This window comes from Acinetobacter sp. YH16051, assembly GCF_013417135.1.
Classification (GTDB): domain Bacteria; phylum Pseudomonadota; class Gammaproteobacteria; order Pseudomonadales; family Moraxellaceae; genus Acinetobacter; species Acinetobacter towneri.
The window spans coordinates 42,557-60,309 of the sequence record NZ_VPEN01000005.1; the positions used below are offsets into that span (position 1 = coordinate 42,557).

Genomic DNA, 17,753 nt, shown 5'->3' on the forward strand with positions numbered 1-17,753 from the left:
ACTTCTCCCAATTAGAATGTACGTGGTTTAGGTGGAATAGCAGCTACAGTAAGCGGCTTGTAACGTACTGGTTTGTACTCAAGACGGTTATCTGTAGAGAACCATAAAGTATGCTTCATCCACTCATCATCACGACGACCATAAGAATAAGTTGGGTGATCTGGTGGTAACTCAAAGTCTACAACCGTATGCGCACCACGACATTCTTTACGTGCAGCAGCTGAGATTAGTGTCGCTTTAGCAACTTCATACAAGTTTTCAACTTCTAATGCTTCTACACGTGCAGTGTTGAATACTTTAGATTTGTCTTTCAAATGAATGTTGCGAACACGTGGCTCAAGCGCAAGAATTTGTTTCACACCTTCATCAAGCAATGCTGAAGTACGGAATACACCTGCGTGGTCTTGAACGATGTTACGAATTGCATCAGCAACTTCTTGAGCGTTTTCACCTGAAGTCGATTCGTCAAGTTTACGAATACGGTTCACAGTATTTTCAAGTACAGTTGTTGGAAGTGGTTCGTACTCACCATCATGTTGCTTAGTCACATACTCAATGATGTGTTGACCAGCAGCCTTACCAAATACAACCAAGTCAAGCAATGAGTTTGTACCTAAACGGTTTGCACCGTGTACAGATACACATGAACACTCACCAATTGCATAGAAACCTTTTACTGGTTTAGCAAAGTCACGGTCACCCGCGTTGGTTGTATATGTATCAGTTTCTGCGTTGTAGTTCGCAACCAACTCTTGAGTTTCACGGCTTTCTGGAACAACCACTTGACCATGAATATTGGTTGGAATACCACCCATTTGGTAATGGATTGTAGGCACAACAGGAATTGGCTCTTTAGTACAGTCAACGTTCGCGAATTTCTTACCAATCTCAAATACAGATGGAAGACGCTTCATGATTGTGTCTGCACCTAAGTGCGTCATATCAAGCAAGATGTAGTCTTTGTTTGGACCACAACCACGACCTTCTTTAATTTCTTGGTCCATAGAACGTGATACGAAGTCACGTGGCGCCAAGTCTTTCAAAGTTGGTGCATAACGCTCCATGAACGGTTCGCCTGAATCGTTACGAAGGATACCACCCTCACCACGACAGCCTTCCGTTAACAATACGCCCGCGCCCGCAACACCTGTTGGGTGGAACTGCCAGAATTCCATATCTTGTAATGGAATACCTGCACGCGCAGCCATACCAAGACCGTCACCAGTGTTGATATATGCGTTTGTAGATGCACGGTACACACGACCTGCACCACCTGTAGCAAACAATGTCGCTTTCGCTTGGAATACTGCGATTTTACCTGTTTCTTGGTCAATTGCAGTCACACCTAGTACATCGCCAGCTTCGTTACGGATCAAATCAAGAGCAATCCATTCTACGAAGAATTGAGTACCCATTTTCACGTTGCTTTGATAAAGCGTGTGAAGAAGTGCGTGACCTGTACGGTCAGCTGCAGCACATGCACGTGGAACTGCTTTTTCACCGTAGTTTGCAGAGTGACCACCGAATGGACGTTGGTAAATTGTACCGTCTGCGTTACGGTCAAATGGCATACCCAAGTGTTCTAATTCATAAACCACTTGTGGCGCTTCACGCGTCATGAATTCAATCGCGTCTTGGTCGCCCAACCAGTCAGAACCTTTTACCGTGTCGTAAAAGTGGTAGTGCCAGTTATCTTCTTGCATGTTACCAAGAGATGCACCAATACCACCCTGCGCTGCAACAGTGTGTGAGCGTGTAGGGAATACTTTAGTCAATACCGCAACTTTCAAACCTGCTTGAGCAAGTTGGTAAGATGCACGCATACCTGAACCACCACCACCAACAATGACTGCGTCAAAGAATTGGTGTGGAATATTTGTATAATCTTCTTTAGGGTTAATCGCGCCCATGATATTTTCCTATCAATTCGCCCAGAAAATCTGGATTGCCCAGATTGCGTATGCAAAAACAGCAATAATCACTGCTGAAGTCAGCACTAGGCGTAAACCTGAAGCTGAAGGACCCATTTGACGAGTAGTCACATAGTCAGTGAATACTTGCCACATACCGATCCAAGCATGTGCAACAAGAGATAAGACTGCCAATAAAGACATAATCTTCATTGGTAATGTCATCATAAAGCCGTACCACTGTTCAAAGTTGAATCCACCGTTAAGAAGAATCCAACCAAATACCACAACGGTATAAACAGCAAGAACAACAGCACTAATACGTTGGATAAACCAATCGCGAGAACCTGAACCCGTTAAACCTGTAGCACTTTTCATTAGATTACAATCCATACAAATGCTGCAACGATACCGATAGCAGACAAGATCAATGAAATAGTAGCTGCAATGCGACCACTTTGCAGTTCTTCTGCAAAACCAAGGTCAGCAAGTAAGTGCTTAACACCAGCAATGAAGTGATAGATTAAGCCGGCTACAAATACCCATACGATAAAGCGCACAAAGAAACCGTTAAAAATTTCTTGAACTTGAGCAAAACCTTCAGGTGAAGACAAAGACTTGTCTAACAACCATAAAAGTACTGGTACGAGTAAAAATACGATGACACCAGAAAGACGGTGTAGAATTGATGCAATAGCCACGGGCGATTTTAAGTTTACTTCTAAAACTTGACCCATGGACAAATTGACAGGTCTGTTGCTTTTCACAGCGGGCATCCTGTAAGTAAAAACTCCATCCGGAGTTTGTTGGAATAAATTCGAAGGAAAGCTGGCATTGTTAGGCAAATTCATGCCTAACCTTAAAACGACACTGAATTATAAAACGTCAACTGTTAAAATACAAACAACTCTACTCGGCTTTTTGGCTAAAAAACCCTTAAATAAGAATCATTAACAAGTATAAAGACAAACCAATTACCATCCACAACCACACAATCAAACATAAATCTATGTTTTTAAATAAATTATTAAAGTGAAAACTCTTGATGACACAATCAGTGGCTTTAGAATATTTAGACTAAAGATAAATTTGTACTTTGTTTTTCAGATGTTCTTCGGGTTTTCACATACTTATATATAAGTAGCAGCACTATATATGTGTGTACTCCACTGTTTGCAGCAATTTACAACCACAACACAAGACTCTTAGATCCAGACAGCCCATCACTTTGCTTTGGTCAAGGTACACCTGATCATGGATTAAACTTTAATGTCGGCACATACCTCAATCTATTTATACAACTTATATTTACTTTAAACACCACACCTAAATAAATATTAAAAATGATAATCATCATGCGAATGAATGACTTATCCAGTATTTTTTGTATCTGTATGGATAAATAACCGCGCTTTATTCACAAAGATTTCATCATTTCCCACTCAAAATATGATGGGTTATGGCTATTTTCAGGAGTTTAATCAGTCATTTTTTGATCAATCAATATCGAATTTAAATACCAGACTTACTGCCTATTACAAACAATCTGACCACCCTACCATGTATGTAAAAACGTGTAAGTTATGAGAATTAGATAAATTTAAGTATTGGACTGAATCCTGCTAAAGAAATAGCACATCAAAACTAGTATTTAAAATTGCTTACAATTAATCCGTATTGATGATTTTTTTCTGCACATCCGACAAATTTTGACTTATGATACGGCGGCTGTGCTGTGATTTTATTGATTTTTTTACTGGAATTTTTTCGGCTTTTTCTATAAACAGTCGTCTGCTTAATCCATAAGTATAATTGACAAAATTTCAGTACTCTCTAATCTTAGAGCTAATTTTTAATCCGTCTGACTTGCGCATTAAAAGATTGATACTTCGAGTCAGATCAACATTCACCAGGACAGGAGATCTATTGAATGTCTGAAGCAACTGGCAAAAAAGCCGTATTACAGCTTGATGGAAAAGAAATTGAATTACCAATTTACAGCGGCACATTAGGCCCAGATGTAATTGACGTTAAGGATGTGTTGGCGGCAGGTCACTTTACTTTTGATCCTGGTTTTATGGCAACAGCGTCTTGCGAGTCTAAAATTACGTTCATTGATGGTAACAAAGGTATTCTTTTACACCGTGGTTACCCAATTGACCAATTAGCGACTAAAGCTGACTACTTAGAAACTTGCTACTTATTATTAAATGGCGAGCTTCCAACTGCAGAACAAAAAGCTGATTTTGACGCTAAAGTTCGTAACCACACTATGGTTCACGACCAAGTAAAACGTTTCTATAACGGTTTCCGTCGTGACGCTCACCCTATGGCAATCATGGTAGGTGTTGTTGGTGCGTTATCTGCGTTCTATCACAACAACTTAGACATCGAAGATGTTAACCACCGTGAAATCACAGCGATTCGTTTAATCGCGAAGATTCCTACTTTAGCGGCTTGGAGCTACAAGTACACTGTTGGTCAACCATTTGTTTACCCACGTAACGACTTAAGCTACGCAGAAAACTTCTTGTACATGATGTTTGCTACACCAGCAGACCGTGATTACAAAGTAAACCCTGTTCACGCTCGCGCAATGGATCGTATTTTCACGCTTCACGCTGACCACGAACAAAACGCGTCTACTTCAACTGTACGTTTAGCTGGTTCTACTGGCGCTAACCCATACGCATGTATCTCTGCAGGTATTTCTGCACTTTGGGGTCCTGCTCACGGTGGTGCGAACGAAGCTGTTCTTAAGATGCTTGATGAAATCGGCTCTGTAGAACACGTTGCTGAGTTCATGGAAAAAGTGAAGACTAAAGAAGTTAAACTTATGGGCTTTGGTCACCGCGTTTATAAAAACCATGACCCACGTGCAACTGTAATGAAGCAAACTTGTGACGAAGTACTTAACGACTTAGGTATCAACGATCCACAACTCGCTCTTGCAATGGAACTTGAGCGTATTGCGTTATCTGATGAATACTTCATCAAGCGTAACTTATACCCTAACGTAGACTTCTACTCAGGTATCATCCTTAAAGCGATTGGTATCCCAACAGAAATGTTTACTGTAATTTTCGCACTTGCACGTACAGTTGGTTGGATCAGCCACTGGTTAGAAATGCACAGCGGTCCTTACAAAATCGGTCGTCCTCGTCAGCTTTACACTGGCCACACTCAACGCGACATCAACCGTTAATTCGGTCTGCGTTGTAGCGTGTAAAACGACACGACAAAAAAACCACCTTCGGGTGGTTTTTTTATTGCTTTTATTTAGCTCACCAAACTCATTTCTGTTTGGTTTGTCCTAAACCACAACCAAAACGTAAAATAAAATTTAGATCATTGCGGATTTAGGCTATATTTTTGATGTCTGCCACTTACGACTCATTTCCATGCTACAACTGCATTTATTCATTCTCAGCTTATTGATGCGACTGCTCAAACTAGATCAGTTTAGATGTCGAAGCCTAACTGCAATGGAAATACAGTTGTGCCAATCTGTGTTTGGCAATCTGATTGACTACAGCCAAGTCAAAGTCATGAACCATCCTTATTTGCCTTGGCAGCCACAGCACATTTTTATGGCCCCCTGTGGCTATATTCATGTGCGTAATCGGCATTATCTAGCCGACTACAGCCAAGCACACCGTGGCTATCAAGCGATCTTTATTCATGAGATGGCGCACATTTTACAGCATCAACATCACATCAATGTCTTACTGCGTGGTGCGGTATTGCAAACCGCGTATTTTTTGAGTTTTAAGCGTTACAATCCATATCATTATCGCTTAATTGAAGCGAAACCTTTTTTTGCTTACAACATTGAGCAACAAGGTGAAATTGCCAAAGATATTTTTCTTAAAAAAATAGACAATATTATTTTAAACAGCCCGCACCGCTCGACTTAGCTCACTCATCTTGGTACATGCTTATTTCACGAAAAACACATGCATCATACAACCTAAAAATATAATGCTTTTCAAATAAATAGCATAAAAATTCTGTCACATTTCAATGATATTCTTGCAGACAAGACAATAAAGTGTATTCGATGCTAGCATCTATTCTAAATTAAGATAAAATAGCAAAAGTCTCCATTTTTGCACTGCAAAATAAGATCTTTATCTGTTAGATAATAAATGGTTTTTATTTGTGCCTTTCGGCAGTCGTTTAATCCACAATACACTACGCTGAAATTTTTATAACAATAATCATCAGCCACTTACGTGTATTCTACACCTATAGGAATAGGACTTAATTTAAATGAAATCTTTTAAAATTGCCCTTGCACAGTTCTCTCCACACATTGGCAATCTCGAAGCAAACGCGCAAAAAATGCTTGAACAAGCAAATGAAGCGAAAAAACAACATGCAGATTTGATTATTTTTCCTGAACTTTCAATTTTGGGCTACCCTGCAGAAGATTTATTACTGCGCCCAAGCTTGAATCAACGCACACAACAAGCATTTGAACAATTACGTGAAATTAAAGATATTGTTTTAGTTTTCGGCTTTGTCAATGAAACTGAAGATGGTCAGCGCTTTAACTCGGCTGCCGTCATGAAAGATGGCAACATCTTAGGTATTTACAACAAGCAAAATTTACCAAATTATGCTGTATTTGATGAAAAACGCTATTTTGATGAAGGTCATCAACACTTAGTTTTTGAATACCTTGGTCATAAATTTGGCGTTTTGATTTGCGAAGATTTATGGTCTTTGCCAACCGTGCAGCAATTGGCACAGTTGAATGTAGAAACTGCATTGGTCTTGAACGCATCGCCTTATGAAGTGGGTAAACCGCAGCATCGTGTACAGACCATGACCGAACTGGCAAAACAATTACATCTCAATGTGGTGTATGTAAACCAAGTTGGCGGTCAAGATGATTTAATCTTCGATGGTACGAGCTTTGTGATTAACCAAGCAGGCAATGTTGCATTACAAGCCCCAACCTACCAAGAAGGTTTATTCTACGCAGAATATGACGCTGCACAGAAGCACTTTAAAACTGCCGAAATTAGCCCAGCTTTAGACACCCTTGCAGAAATCTATCAAGGTTTAGTGCTCGCAACCCGTGACTACGTGCAACGCTCTGGCTTCCCTGGTGTAATTCTTGGCTTGTCGGGCGGAATTGATTCAGCGCTCACTCTTGCTATTGCGGTTGATGCAATTGGTGCAGATAAGGTACAAGCGGTAATGATGCCGTACACTTATACCGCGCAAATTAGTGTGGAAGATGCTGCAGAGCAAGCCAAAACTTTAGGCGTGACTTTTGGTATTGCCGAAATTCATCCGATCGTAAATAGCTTTATGCAAACGCTGTATCCTTTCTTTGGTAACAGCCCTAGCGATACCACAGAAGAAAATCTACAAGCCCGTGCCCGCGGCACAATCTTAATGGGTCTGTCGAATAAGTTTGGTAACCTCGTGCTTTCTACAGGTAACAAATCTGAGTTAGCAGTTGGCTATTGCACGCTTTATGGCGATATGGTCGGTGGTTATGCGGTACTCAAAGATGTGTACAAAACCATTGTGTTTGAACTGGCTAAATACCGTAACAGTATTGCCGATACTCCTGTGATTCCTGAGCGTGTGATCACGCGCCCACCTTCAGCAGAATTACGTCCTGACCAAAAAGACCAAGATTCTTTACCACCATACGAAGTGCTCGATGCGATTTTGTATGCGTATATTGAAGAAGATCAGAGCCAAGAAGACATCATTAGCAAAGGCTTTGAACGCGCGATGGTCGAGAAAGTCATTCAATTGGTTGATCGCAACGAGTACAAGCGTCGCCAAGGTGCATTAGGACCACGTATTAGTTCACGCGCTTTTGGTCGTGAACGTCGCTATCCGCTCGTTAATGGTTGGAAAGCAGGGATTTAACGCTAAAGCATTGCTTAAACAAAGATATAAAAAACCAAGCTACGGCTTGGTTTTTTTGTACCTGCCATTAAACCAATGCTGCAAAAAGTAGCCTAAAATTTTGACATAAAAAAAGACCAAGCTGAGAGCTTAGTCTATAAAAATGGTGGCTATGACGGGACTTGAACCTGTGACCCCCGCATTATGAGTGCGGTGCTCTAACCAACTGAGCTACATAGCCATAAACTGTGTGCGCATTATCTAAACTTAGCCCTGCATCGTCAAGTATTTTAATTTACAAACGCTCACAGTTTAAGCAAAAACAGTGCAATTTGTTTAATTTTAATCAAATTACTATTTTCTTACGGAGATTCTTAAATATTTGCAGCAAAATCTATATCAAGTCACACAGAAAAAAGAGAATAAATTCAACCATGATCTTGAAGTCTATAATACTGAATAGCCTTGTTGTTGGCTTAAGTTCCTGCGCTTTGGTTTCACCTATTTTTGTAGATTACAACGGTGTACGGCGTGATGTTGCGCAATTTATTAATTCTAAAATGAGTTATAGCATCGCAGACCGACGTGTCTTGGTTGCTTATGCCAAAGGGCAGCAAAAGATTTTAACGGCACATCAACTCAATGCTGCAGCGCAGCAACAACTGGCTTATGAGCGTGCTGTAGGGCGTTATTGTGCATCACAACACATTTCGCTAAAAAAATTAAATCAGGTCGATGCCAAAATTTTTGCTCACTCTGATCAACAAGCCAATTGGCAACAGATTCAAAACCTACAAATGCAGATTCAACTGGATACAGCTCAAATAGATTGCACAGACAAATTTTAAACAAAAAAAAGACCACGTTAGTGAACGTGGTCTGAAAAATGGTGGCTATGACGGGACTTGAACCTGTGACCCCCGCATTATGAGTGCGGTGCTCTAACCAACTGAGCTACATAGCCAAAAACTGTGCGCGCATTATCTGCTGTAATCTAGGTAACGTCAAGCCTTATCACGCATCAATTGCTTAAAATTTGGTGAAGTGAACCGATAAGCCGGGTTCTGTCGAGAACGATCATTCCTCTAGGCGTACAATCACTCATACGCTCAAGCGACCTACCCGAATCCAGTACGGGCCGTACCTCAGGATTCCTATTTGGTCTTGCTTCTGGTGGGGTTTACCATGCCATGAACTGTTACCAGCCATGCGGTGCGCTCTTACCGCACCCTTTCACCCTTACCTTCAATTTCTTCCGAAAAAGAAACCATACGAAGGCGGTCTACTCTCTGCTGCACTTTCCGTCGGCTCACGCCGCCCAGGCGTTACCTGGCACCCTGCCCTATGAAGCCCGGACTTTCCTCCCCTGTTTCAGTCACGGAGACCTCCACAGCAGCGATCGTCTGGTTCACTTCGAAGGCGCATCTTAGCAAAATTATAAGTTAATTGCTTGCGCTTTTTTGAGCAATCAGTTTTTTATATTTTTCCAGCAATTGTTCCTGTGTTTCTACATGCTCTGGATCGAGCGGAATACAATCGACTGGGCAAAATAACTGACACTGCGGCTGCTCGTGATGTCCTACACATTCAGTACATAATGCTGGATTAATCTCATAAATCAGCTCACCCATATAAATTGCCTCATTTGGGCATACAGGTTCACAGACATCACAGTTAATACATTCATCGGTAATATATAAAGACACGCTACCAACCTTGTCGTAATTTACGCTCAAAGGCTTCGACCACAACAGGTGCAACAAATTTAGTCACATCACCTTTTAAGCGTGCAATTTCACGAACTAATGTAGAAGAAATAAATGAATATTGCTCTGAAGGAGTCAGAAATACCGCTTCATATTTCGCATCTAATTGACGGTTCATATTTGCCAACTGAAATTCGTATTCAAAATCTGAAACAGCACGCAAACCACGCAAAACTGCAGTCGCATTTTGCTCACGGAAAAAATTAACCAATAAACCATCAAATCCGACAAATTCAACATTAGGCAAATGCTTTAAAGATGCCTGTGCCAATTCCACACGTTCTTCCAAAGTAAAAATTGGATTTTTATGATGTCCAATGGCAATTGCGACCACGACTTCATCAAACATTTTTGCAGCACGTGTCACCAAGTCAATATGACCATTAGTAATCGGGTCAAAGGTGCCCGGATAAATTACGCGAGTTTTAGACATCCATTATGCTCTAGTTGGTTTTGTCAAAGTTAGTTTAACAAATACAAAAAATTTTAGTGAACTAAAGTCTACCAAATTATGAAATATCAAAGCAGTTTAGCCAACAGTTGTGATGATTTTGATTTGTCAGCAAGCCTTGGTTTGAGGCACAATAGTCATAAGTTTGGAAGTAATTGAATATGGCGAAGCTAACTGTAGTTAAAAAAAATACGGGCGGAACAATTGCACAGAATAAACGTGCACGCCACGATTATTTTATTGAAGAAAAATTTGAAGCAGGACTTTCTTTGCAAGGTTGGGAAGTCAAATCTTTGCGTGCAGGACGTATGACTATTACCGAAAGTTATATCCTGTTTCGTGACAATGAAGCCTTTTTATTTGGTGCACAAATTCAACCACTCTTGTCGGCTTCAACGCATGTAGTGCCTGAAGCGACCCGTACCCGCAAACTCTTACTTTCACGACGTGAAATTGAAAAGTTGATGGGTGCAGTCAATCAAAAAGGTTATTCTTGCGTACCTTTAGCATGTTATTGGAAAGGCCCTTTAGCGAAGCTTGAAATTGCTTTAGTGAAAGGTAAACAATTGCACGATAAACGCGCTTCTGAAAAAGACCGCGATTGGCAGCGTGATAAAGCACGTTTGATGCACAAATAATTTTGCACATTCCGCCCATAAAAAATGCTCGAGATCAACATCGAGCATTTTTTATGGAAGTTTTAAAACTAAAAATGCTTAGTCTTTAAGTTTTAATTCCACCAAATATTTACCAAATTTGACTGCAGTTTCCAAATCACCTTCGGGTGGCGTAACTTCAACACTGGCATTATCAGACTGCGTCATTAAACCCAAAAAGCTCGACATGCGGTTAATATCGTGTGGACTACGCCCTGTCGGCATAAACGGTAAACCTGACCACAACATGCCATGCTGCATCGCAAATAAATTAATTTGTTGCAGCACCGCCAGTTTATCGCCACTTAAACCACCGCCATTGGTAAAACCTGCCGCCAGTTTGCCCTGCCAAGTTCTGGCCAACCAACGCTTAGACGATTGCTCCATAAACTGTTTTAAAGCCGAAGTAATGCTGCCCATATAAGTTGGACAGCCCATAATGATAATATCGGCTTGATCTAGGCTATCCCATTCAATTTCAGCCACATCCATCAAAGTCACCTGAGCATCCATTTGCGCAGCACCTTGTGCAATATGCTGTGCCACCTTAGCAGTATGACCATAAGGACTGTGATAAACCACCGCCACACGAATAGCAGCGCAAGAAGATGTTGAATGAGTCACTGACATGAGAATGTTTAAAACCAAATAATTAAGTCAAGTTTAACACTAAGCCTGCATAAACACGAATGTTGCCATACGTCCTGTACGTGCTTGACGGCGGTAAGAATAGTAATCATCGGCTTGTTGATACGAGCACTGATCACCGCCCAAGACCGTTGTAACACCATGCTGCTGCAAAATAAAACGCGCGATCGCATACAAGTCAGCAAGATATTTACCTTGCTGCTGCCCTGCAATAAAAGCCGTGTCTAATTCAGGATATTTATCGCAAAATGCCTGTTTCACCTCAGCCCCAACTTCAAAACACGGCTGACTAATAGCCGCACCCAACCACGCCCATGTTGGAGCACTTTGCATTTCGACGATGGTGTTTTCGATAATACCGTTGGCAAGACCACGCCAGCCTGCATGCAGATTCGCAACCTCAGTGCCTTCGGCATTGCCCAAAACCACAGGTAAACAGTCTGCGGTCATCATCATTAAAGCATGCGCTTTACGCTGAGTGACCAAACCATCGCCTTCTAAAGCTTCACAAGTGATTTGCTCATTAATGGTCTGACACAACACGCTATGTGTTTGCGTCATCCACGTCATTTTATCGACCCCATATTCAGCAAACTCTGCCAGTAAACTCATACGATGCTGCTGCACACGCCATGCATCATCCTGCACATGCAGCGCCAGATTAAAACCAGATACATCGGCACAGTCTGTCGCTAAAGCTTGCACATGTTGTATGCGGGTTTGCCCAACATACACACCTGCAGGTAATCCTTGAACAAATTGCATAAATCTATCCTTAGTCGTTTTCTGGCATTGCCGTATCTGAGTTGATCTTGTTAATGCTGTCTATGCAACAATTAATAGGCAGCATTTTCACTGCGTAACACGTCTACCAATTGTTTAAAGTCTTCAGGCCACGGCGCTTCAAACATCATTTCTTCTTGAGTACGTGGATGCACCAAACCGAGTTTGACGGCATGTAAGGCCTGACGTTTAAAGTTACGCAAGGTATCGTTTAATAATGCCGATGCGCCTGCTGGCACACGTACACGTGGCGTATAAACAGGATCGCCAACCAAACCATAACCAATATAACTTAGATGCACACGAATTTGATGAGTACGTCCAGTTTCCAAACGCGCCTGAACACGAGTGAAATGCTGAAAGCGTTCTTTAACATTGTAATGTGTGACGGCGTCTTTGCCGCCCGGCAAAACAGCCATTTTCACTCGATCTACAGGATGGCGTTTAATCGGCTCATCGACAGTGCCTCCCGCAATCATGTTGCCGTACACCACCAAGTCGTATAAACGATAAACTGACTTTTTCGCCAGTTGCTTGGTCAAGGCAAACTGTGCTTCCAGATTTTTGGCAACCACCAGCAAACCCGAAGTATCTTTATCAATACGATGCACCAAACCTGCACGAGTTAACTCTGCCGATTTTGGATAATGATGCAGCAAGGCATTTACCAGAGTTCCAGAGCTATTTCCCGCCCCCGGATGCACCACCATGCCCACAGGTTTATTAATCACCATGATGTCATCATCTTCATAAATAATATCCAGTGGAATATCTTCAGGCAGGCTGCGGGTTTGCGCTTCAAGCTCGACTTCTAGGGTAAGAAGCTCATCACCTTCACACTTATATTTAGGTTTGACCGTGTTACCATTTACCAACAAATGACCGTCTTTGAGCCACTGTTTTAGCTTTTCACGTGAAAATTCACTCCAAATGATGGCTGCAACTTGGTCGATGCGTAGTCCTAAGTGGCTGTCATCCAATTGAAATTGCAACGATAAACGTGTTGCAGTTGAGTCTGAAGTATGGTTATCTGCATCCTCAGCATCTTCAAGTAAATTGAACTCAGTTTCAGGTAAATTGGAATGGGTAGATTGTGCTTGACTCATTTGCTCATTCAGACAAAAGTGGTTTAATAGCGCAATTGTAGCTCATTGCCCGTATTAACAGAGGAATTTTTATGTCGCTACCACGTTATAAAATAACAATGCTTGCTCTTTCACTCGGCGTTGCGTCTGCAATTGTGGGCTGTAGCAGCAATCCAAAAAAAGAAGTGGTCGATACTGGTCCGCAATCTAGCGAACAGGTTTATATTGAAAAAGCAGAAAAAGCACTGGATCGTGGTCAATACACCGATGCCGTTAAGCATCTTGAAGCTTTAGAAACCTATTATCCAACGGGTGATTATGCGCAGCAAGCGCAGCTTGAATTGTTGTATGCAAAATTCCAGCAAAAAGATTATGAAGGCGCAATTGCTGTTGCAGATCGTTTTATCCGCATGAACCCGCAGCATCCTAAAGCCGATTATGCCTACTATGTACGTGGTGTGGCGAATATGGAACAAAACTATGATGGTTTGTTGCGTTATACCTCGCTCAAGCAATCACACCGTGATGTTAGCTATTTAAAACTGGCCTATCAAAACTTTGTCGATTTTATCCGTCGCTATCCATCAAGCACTTATGCGGTAGATGCTGCACAGCGCATGCAGTTTATTGGTCAGGAACTGGCGGAAGCCGAAATGAATGCGGCACGTTATAACATTAAACGTAAAGCATGGGTGGCTGCAGTAGAGCGTTCATTGTGGGTAGTTGAGCATTATCCGCAAACTCCGCAAATTCCAGAAGCGTTGGCAACGGTGGCTTATGGTTATGGCAAACTGGGCGATCAAGCCACAGCTCAGCAATATATTGATGTGTTGAAACTGAACTATCCAAATTTGGTTAAAGCAGATGGTAGCGTGAATTTACGTGCTGCCCGTCATGACGCAAGCTGGATTAACCGTGCAACTTTGGGTATTTTCGGACGTGAAGCGCAAAGCAGCACTGAAACACAACAGTCAGATACTAAAGCACAAGCAGAGCCATCACGCAGCCTCACCAACCGTTTGAGTTTTGGCTTGCTCGATCGTCCAAAATCTCAAAACGACAGCACTGAATAAAACCATTCCGACTGATTTTTCAGTTTTGAAAAATGCAAAGGGCAAGTTATGATACTTGCCCTTTGTTCTTTTATGGGCTTGTTTCCTGTCCTAGAAAAAGATACAAAAGAGAATACTCATTGAGTCAATCAGCACAGTCTGATGTATTCAACCTGTTCGGCGAACCTTTCACTACCAAGAGATAACAGACAAAACCGTATGGCCATTCCACAGCACACGATTGATCAAATTTTAGATCGCACTGATATTGTCGATCTGATTAGTCAGCGCGTGAAATTAAAAAAAACTGGTCGTACCTATTCGGGCTGCTGCCCGTTCCATCAGGAAAAAACCCCGTCTTTTCACGTTTACCGTGACAAGCAGTATTATCATTGCTTTGGCTGTCAGGCAAATGGTAACGCCATCCGTTTTTTAATGGATATTGATAACCGCAATTTTGTAGATGTCATGAAAGACTTGGCCAGTCAAACAGGCATCGAACTCCCAAAAGATCAGCACGACAATAAAAAACTCTCTTATAAACGTGAAGCCAAAAAGCCAACACCGATAGCTCAACCCAAGCCAACAGCAAAAGACCAGAATGAAACTTCTGCAGCTCAAACCACATCAAGCGAACATACTTTTGAAGCTTCTGGCATCGACTTTGATCCTTTTGCCGAGTTTCAAAGTGCTGAATACGCAAACTCGGAATTTCAAAACAATGCCGACCCGTTTGCAGGTTTTGAGCAATGGGACACCATGCAGGACACACCTGCACAAGAAGGCAACTTATACGACTTGCTAGAAAATATAGCGCAATATTATGAGCAGCAATTGCCGCACAGCCCTGCCGCGCAACAGTATTTTCAAAAACGTGGTTTAACCGCACAAACCTTGCAGTTTTGGCGCTTGGGTTACGCACCCGAAGATTGGCAGCATTTAGAAAAAGCCTTTCCGCAAGACATTGCAGGTTTAAAACTGCTAGGCTTAATTCGTACCAGTGACAAGGGACGTGACTTCGATTTATTACGTGATCGGGTGATTTTTCCAATCCGTGACAGCAAAGGACGTGTGGTCGGCTTTGGTGGTCGCGCACTTAATGATGAAATCAAACCCAAATACATCAACTCGCCCGATTCGGAAGTGTTTCATAAAAACCAATTGCTCTATGGTTTATATGAAGGACGCAAACAAAAAGCCCAAGATTATTTAATGGTCGAAGGCTATATGGATGTGATTGCCTTGCAGCAATACGGCATTCATGGTGCTGTAGCGACACTCGGTACAGCCAGTAATACCGATCATTTAAACATTCTATTCCGCCAAAACAACCGCATTACCATCGCGTTTGATGGCGATGCCGCAGGTCAAAAAGCCGCACGTCGTACACTGGAAATTGCACTGCCTTTGCTCAATGATGGACGTGAACTGAAGTTCTTTGTTTTACCCAATGAGCACGACCCTGACTCACTTATTCGTCGTGAAGGCATCGAAAATTTCCGACGTTTATTAGATCAAGCACCTTTGCTATCAGATTTTGTCTTTGCGCATCTCACCCAAAACCATAATATCAGTACCCCTGAAGGCAAAAGTCAGGTCATGGGTGAACTGCGGCAGTTGACCGAACTTTTGCCCAAAACGGGTTCTTATCGCTATTTGCTGCAACAGTTTTTCCGTGAAAAGTTAGGCTTTAACCGTAAATGGCAGGCACAGACCAATAACGATGCATCTTTGAGTTTTAGCACCAAAGTCGATGCCGAAGAATATGTGATTGCGATTCTAATCAATCACCCGTATTTGTATATTCACTTTGAACCGTTACGTGCGCTGATTCCAAATGATCATCTGCTACACCAAATCTTAAATATTTTAAATACTATTTTTGATGATCTACCCGATGATCCTGAACAAGCCAAATATTATATTTTGGGTGCATGCTCAGCGTATCACTATGAATTACAGCGCATTTTACAACAAGCCAATGTCAGTGATTACACGACTTCTCCTGAACACGTCGATAAATTGGCGCAGGATTTTTCGACCAAATTGCAATACGACTGTTTACAGCAAAAAATTCGCTCCAAAAAATTCAGCAGTATTGAAGAAATGAAGCGATTGAAACATCAAATTTATGAAATTGATAAAAAAAGATCGCTGACCTTGTTAGAGGAATAAGCGATCTGATTAGATTAAGTTTGTATCATCAAAAATCTTTTTTGTGAATCACGTTAATCTTGCTTATTTGCGACGATGTTTGGCAGTCGCTGCTAAATTTTCCTGCATAAACTCAAAACATTCAGGCTCATCACCTTTGGCTGCTTCACGCAATAAAATAGAAGTTGGATGCAGCAGTTTTTGGGTTAAACGATAGGAAAATTCCTGCAGAACCTGTGCAGCATCTTCACCTTTGGCAATACGCGCCATCGCCAAATTTAATTCTTCCTGACGCAAGCTTTCGCCATGTTCACGGTAAGCATGAATGGTCGCACCTGCTTGCTGAACTTTTTGATGGGTCACCAACTCAGTCACAAGCTGATTGACCATTAGCTCTGCTTCCACAGCCGCCTGACGACGCTGCGCCAAGTTTTCATCAATCACGCTTTGCAGGTCATCGACCCCGTACAAATACACGCCATCCAAGTTTTCAATTTTAGGATCAATATCACGTGGTACGGCCAAATCGACCAACAACATTTGCTGATAGCGACGTTTCTTTAACGCTGCTTTTACTTCAGGATAAGCAATCACCTGATGCAAACTACCCGTACAGCTTGAAATTACATCAGCGCGGTGTAAATTGGCCGCTAACTGATCAAATTCAATAATTTCAACTTCAACCCGATGCGCAATTTCTTGTGCCAAAGCTTCGGCACGAGCGCGGGTACGGTTACCAATTAAAATTTTAGCGACGCCCATCTCGGCCAAATGCTTCGCCACAAGGCTATTCATTTCGCCTGCAGCCACCACCATCACTGTTAGTTTTTCAGGATGGCTAAATACTTGTAACGCCAGTTGCGCTACCGCATAACCCATAGACACGGCATGGCTGCCTACGGCAGTTTCTGAACGTACCCGTTTGGCAGCATAAAACGCATATTCAAAAATTCGGTTGAGTTGTTGCGAAACCGTATGTGAGTCTTTGGCTAAAGACAGCGCAGTTTTGACCTGACCTAAAATTTGCGGCTCACCCAACATGAGTGAATCTAGCCCACTGGCTACGCGCATTAAATGCGACACCGCCTGTGCATTTTCATAACGATAAACATGACGACTCAATTGCTTCGCATCAATACCATTGACGTGTGCAAGCCAATCCAACACCTGTTCTGGATGTTCAGACATGGCGTAGACTTCGGTACGGTTGCAGGTAGACACCACCACCAAATCATTCAGTTCGGGATGTTGGCTTTGCTCAGCAAGTAAGGCACTTAACTTTTCTGGGTTAAATGCAATTTGCTCGCGCAACTCTACAGAGGCGGTTTGATGGTTGACACCCAATGCAAAGAAAGACATATCAGATCATCA

Annotated in this window: 16 protein-coding genes, 2 tRNA genes and 1 other RNA gene; 7 read left to right on the forward strand and 12 right to left on the reverse strand. The window is 42.1% G+C overall.

Features of this window, described 5'->3' with window-relative positions; translation table 11 throughout:
- Positions 1–11 precede the first annotated feature (11 nt).
- The 3 genes from FTV41_RS05900 to sdhC are packed head-to-tail and all read right to left on the reverse strand — an operon-like array spanning position 12 to position 2,686.
- Positions 12–1,910 (reverse strand): FAD-binding protein, encoded by a 1,899-nt coding sequence (locus FTV41_RS05900; protein ID WP_004972199.1) that lies wholly within the window; start codon positions 1,908–1,910, stop codon positions 12–14.
- 12 nt (positions 1,911–1,922) lie between these two features.
- Positions 1,923–2,288: a succinate dehydrogenase, hydrophobic membrane anchor protein gene (gene sdhD / locus FTV41_RS05905; RefSeq protein ID WP_004972200.1), complete on the reverse strand. Its 366-nt coding sequence runs from the start codon at positions 2,286–2,288 to the stop codon at positions 1,923–1,925.
- Positions 2,288–2,686: a succinate dehydrogenase, cytochrome b556 subunit gene (gene sdhC / locus FTV41_RS05910; RefSeq protein ID WP_026438062.1), complete on the reverse strand. Its 399-nt coding sequence runs from the start codon at positions 2,684–2,686 to the stop codon at positions 2,288–2,290. The genes sdhD and sdhC overlap by 1 nt, the downstream gene beginning before the upstream one ends.
- Positions 2,687–3,840: 1,154 nt before the next feature.
- On the opposite strand from sdhC, the gene gltA reads away from it, so the two are divergent.
- The 3 genes from gltA (at position 3,841) to FTV41_RS05925 (ending at position 7,808) form a co-directional block, all read left to right on the forward strand.
- Positions 3,841–5,115 (forward strand): citrate synthase, encoded by a 1,275-nt coding sequence (gene gltA, locus FTV41_RS05915; RefSeq protein WP_004972202.1) that lies wholly within the window; start codon positions 3,841–3,843, stop codon positions 5,113–5,115.
- A gap of 196 nt (positions 5,116–5,311) precedes the next feature.
- Positions 5,312–5,827, forward strand: a complete 516-nt coding sequence (locus FTV41_RS05920; protein ID WP_004972203.1) for a hypothetical protein — start codon at positions 5,312–5,314, stop codon at positions 5,825–5,827.
- Between the two features lie 355 nt (positions 5,828–6,182).
- The gene (locus FTV41_RS05925) at positions 6,183–7,808 is read left to right on the forward strand and encodes an NAD+ synthase (protein WP_004972204.1); all 1,626 of its coding nucleotides are present in this window, start codon (positions 6,183–6,185) and stop codon (positions 7,806–7,808) included.
- Between the two features lie 143 nt (positions 7,809–7,951).
- Here FTV41_RS05925 and FTV41_RS05930 read toward each other — a convergent pair.
- A tRNA-Met gene (locus tag FTV41_RS05930) sits at positions 7,952–8,028 on the reverse strand.
- Positions 8,029–8,221: 193 nt separating this feature from the next.
- Between FTV41_RS05930 and FTV41_RS05935 the strand changes: the two genes are divergently transcribed.
- Positions 8,222–8,635: a hypothetical protein gene (locus tag FTV41_RS05935; RefSeq protein ID WP_179996279.1), complete on the forward strand. Its 414-nt coding sequence runs from the start codon at positions 8,222–8,224 to the stop codon at positions 8,633–8,635.
- Between the two features lie 39 nt (positions 8,636–8,674).
- On the opposite strand, the gene FTV41_RS05940 is transcribed toward FTV41_RS05935, so the two are convergent.
- From FTV41_RS05940 to coaD, 4 genes are all read right to left on the reverse strand, one after another.
- Positions 8,675–8,751: transfer RNA gene (locus FTV41_RS05940), tRNA-Met, on the reverse strand.
- A 73-nt stretch (positions 8,752–8,824) separates the two neighbouring features.
- Positions 8,825–9,202: RNase P RNA component class A (gene rnpB / locus FTV41_RS05945), an RNA gene on the reverse strand.
- 27 nt (positions 9,203–9,229) lie between these two features.
- A complete protein-coding gene (locus tag FTV41_RS05950; RefSeq protein ID WP_004972206.1) occupies positions 9,230–9,493 on the reverse strand; it encodes a YfhL family 4Fe-4S dicluster ferredoxin in 264 nt (87 codons plus the stop codon).
- Position 9,494: 1 nt separating this feature from the next.
- A complete protein-coding gene (gene coaD / locus FTV41_RS05955) occupies positions 9,495–9,986 on the reverse strand; it encodes a pantetheine-phosphate adenylyltransferase (RefSeq protein ID WP_004972207.1) in 492 nt (163 codons plus the stop codon).
- 179 nt (positions 9,987–10,165) lie between these two features.
- Here coaD and smpB point away from each other — a divergent pair, with 179 nt between their 5' ends.
- Positions 10,166–10,642 carry an SsrA-binding protein SmpB gene (smpB, locus tag FTV41_RS05960; protein WP_004972209.1) on the forward strand — a complete coding sequence of 159 codons (477 nt, stop codon included), beginning with the start codon at positions 10,166–10,168 and terminating at the stop codon, positions 10,640–10,642.
- Positions 10,643–10,720: 78 nt separating this feature from the next.
- Here smpB and FTV41_RS05965 read toward each other — a convergent pair whose 3' ends face one another.
- The 3 genes from FTV41_RS05965 to rluD all read right to left on the reverse strand — a co-directional run bounded on the left by FTV41_RS05965 (position 10,721) and on the right by rluD (position 13,197).
- A complete protein-coding gene (locus FTV41_RS05965; protein WP_004972210.1) occupies positions 10,721–11,290 on the reverse strand; it encodes a flavodoxin family protein in 570 nt (189 codons plus the stop codon).
- Between the two features lie 39 nt (positions 11,291–11,329).
- Positions 11,330–12,073, reverse strand: a complete 744-nt coding sequence (gene pgeF / locus FTV41_RS05970; RefSeq protein ID WP_167845845.1) for a peptidoglycan editing factor PgeF — start codon at positions 12,071–12,073, stop codon at positions 11,330–11,332.
- Between the two features lie 71 nt (positions 12,074–12,144).
- Entirely contained in the window at positions 12,145–13,197 is a 1,053-nt protein-coding gene (rluD, locus tag FTV41_RS05975; protein ID WP_004972212.1) for a 23S rRNA pseudouridine(1911/1915/1917) synthase RluD, read from the reverse strand.
- A 71-nt stretch (positions 13,198–13,268) separates the two neighbouring features.
- Here rluD and FTV41_RS05980 point away from each other — a divergent pair, with 71 nt between their 5' ends.
- Both FTV41_RS05980 and FTV41_RS05985 read left to right on the forward strand, forming a co-directional pair.
- On the forward strand, positions 13,269–14,249 hold the full coding sequence (locus FTV41_RS05980) for an outer membrane protein assembly factor BamD (protein ID WP_154320974.1): 981 nt from the start codon (positions 13,269–13,271) through the stop codon (positions 14,247–14,249).
- Positions 14,250–14,447: 198 nt separating this feature from the next.
- Positions 14,448–16,403, forward strand: a complete 1,956-nt coding sequence (locus tag FTV41_RS05985) for a DNA primase (protein WP_131260678.1) — start codon at positions 14,448–14,450, stop codon at positions 16,401–16,403.
- Between the two features lie 63 nt (positions 16,404–16,466).
- Here FTV41_RS05985 and hemA read toward each other — a convergent pair whose 3' ends face one another.
- The gene (gene hemA, locus FTV41_RS05990) at positions 16,467–17,741 is read right to left on the reverse strand and encodes a glutamyl-tRNA reductase (RefSeq protein WP_179996280.1); all 1,275 of its coding nucleotides are present in this window, start codon (positions 17,739–17,741) and stop codon (positions 16,467–16,469) included.
- Between the last annotated feature and the right edge of the window lie 12 nt (positions 17,742–17,753).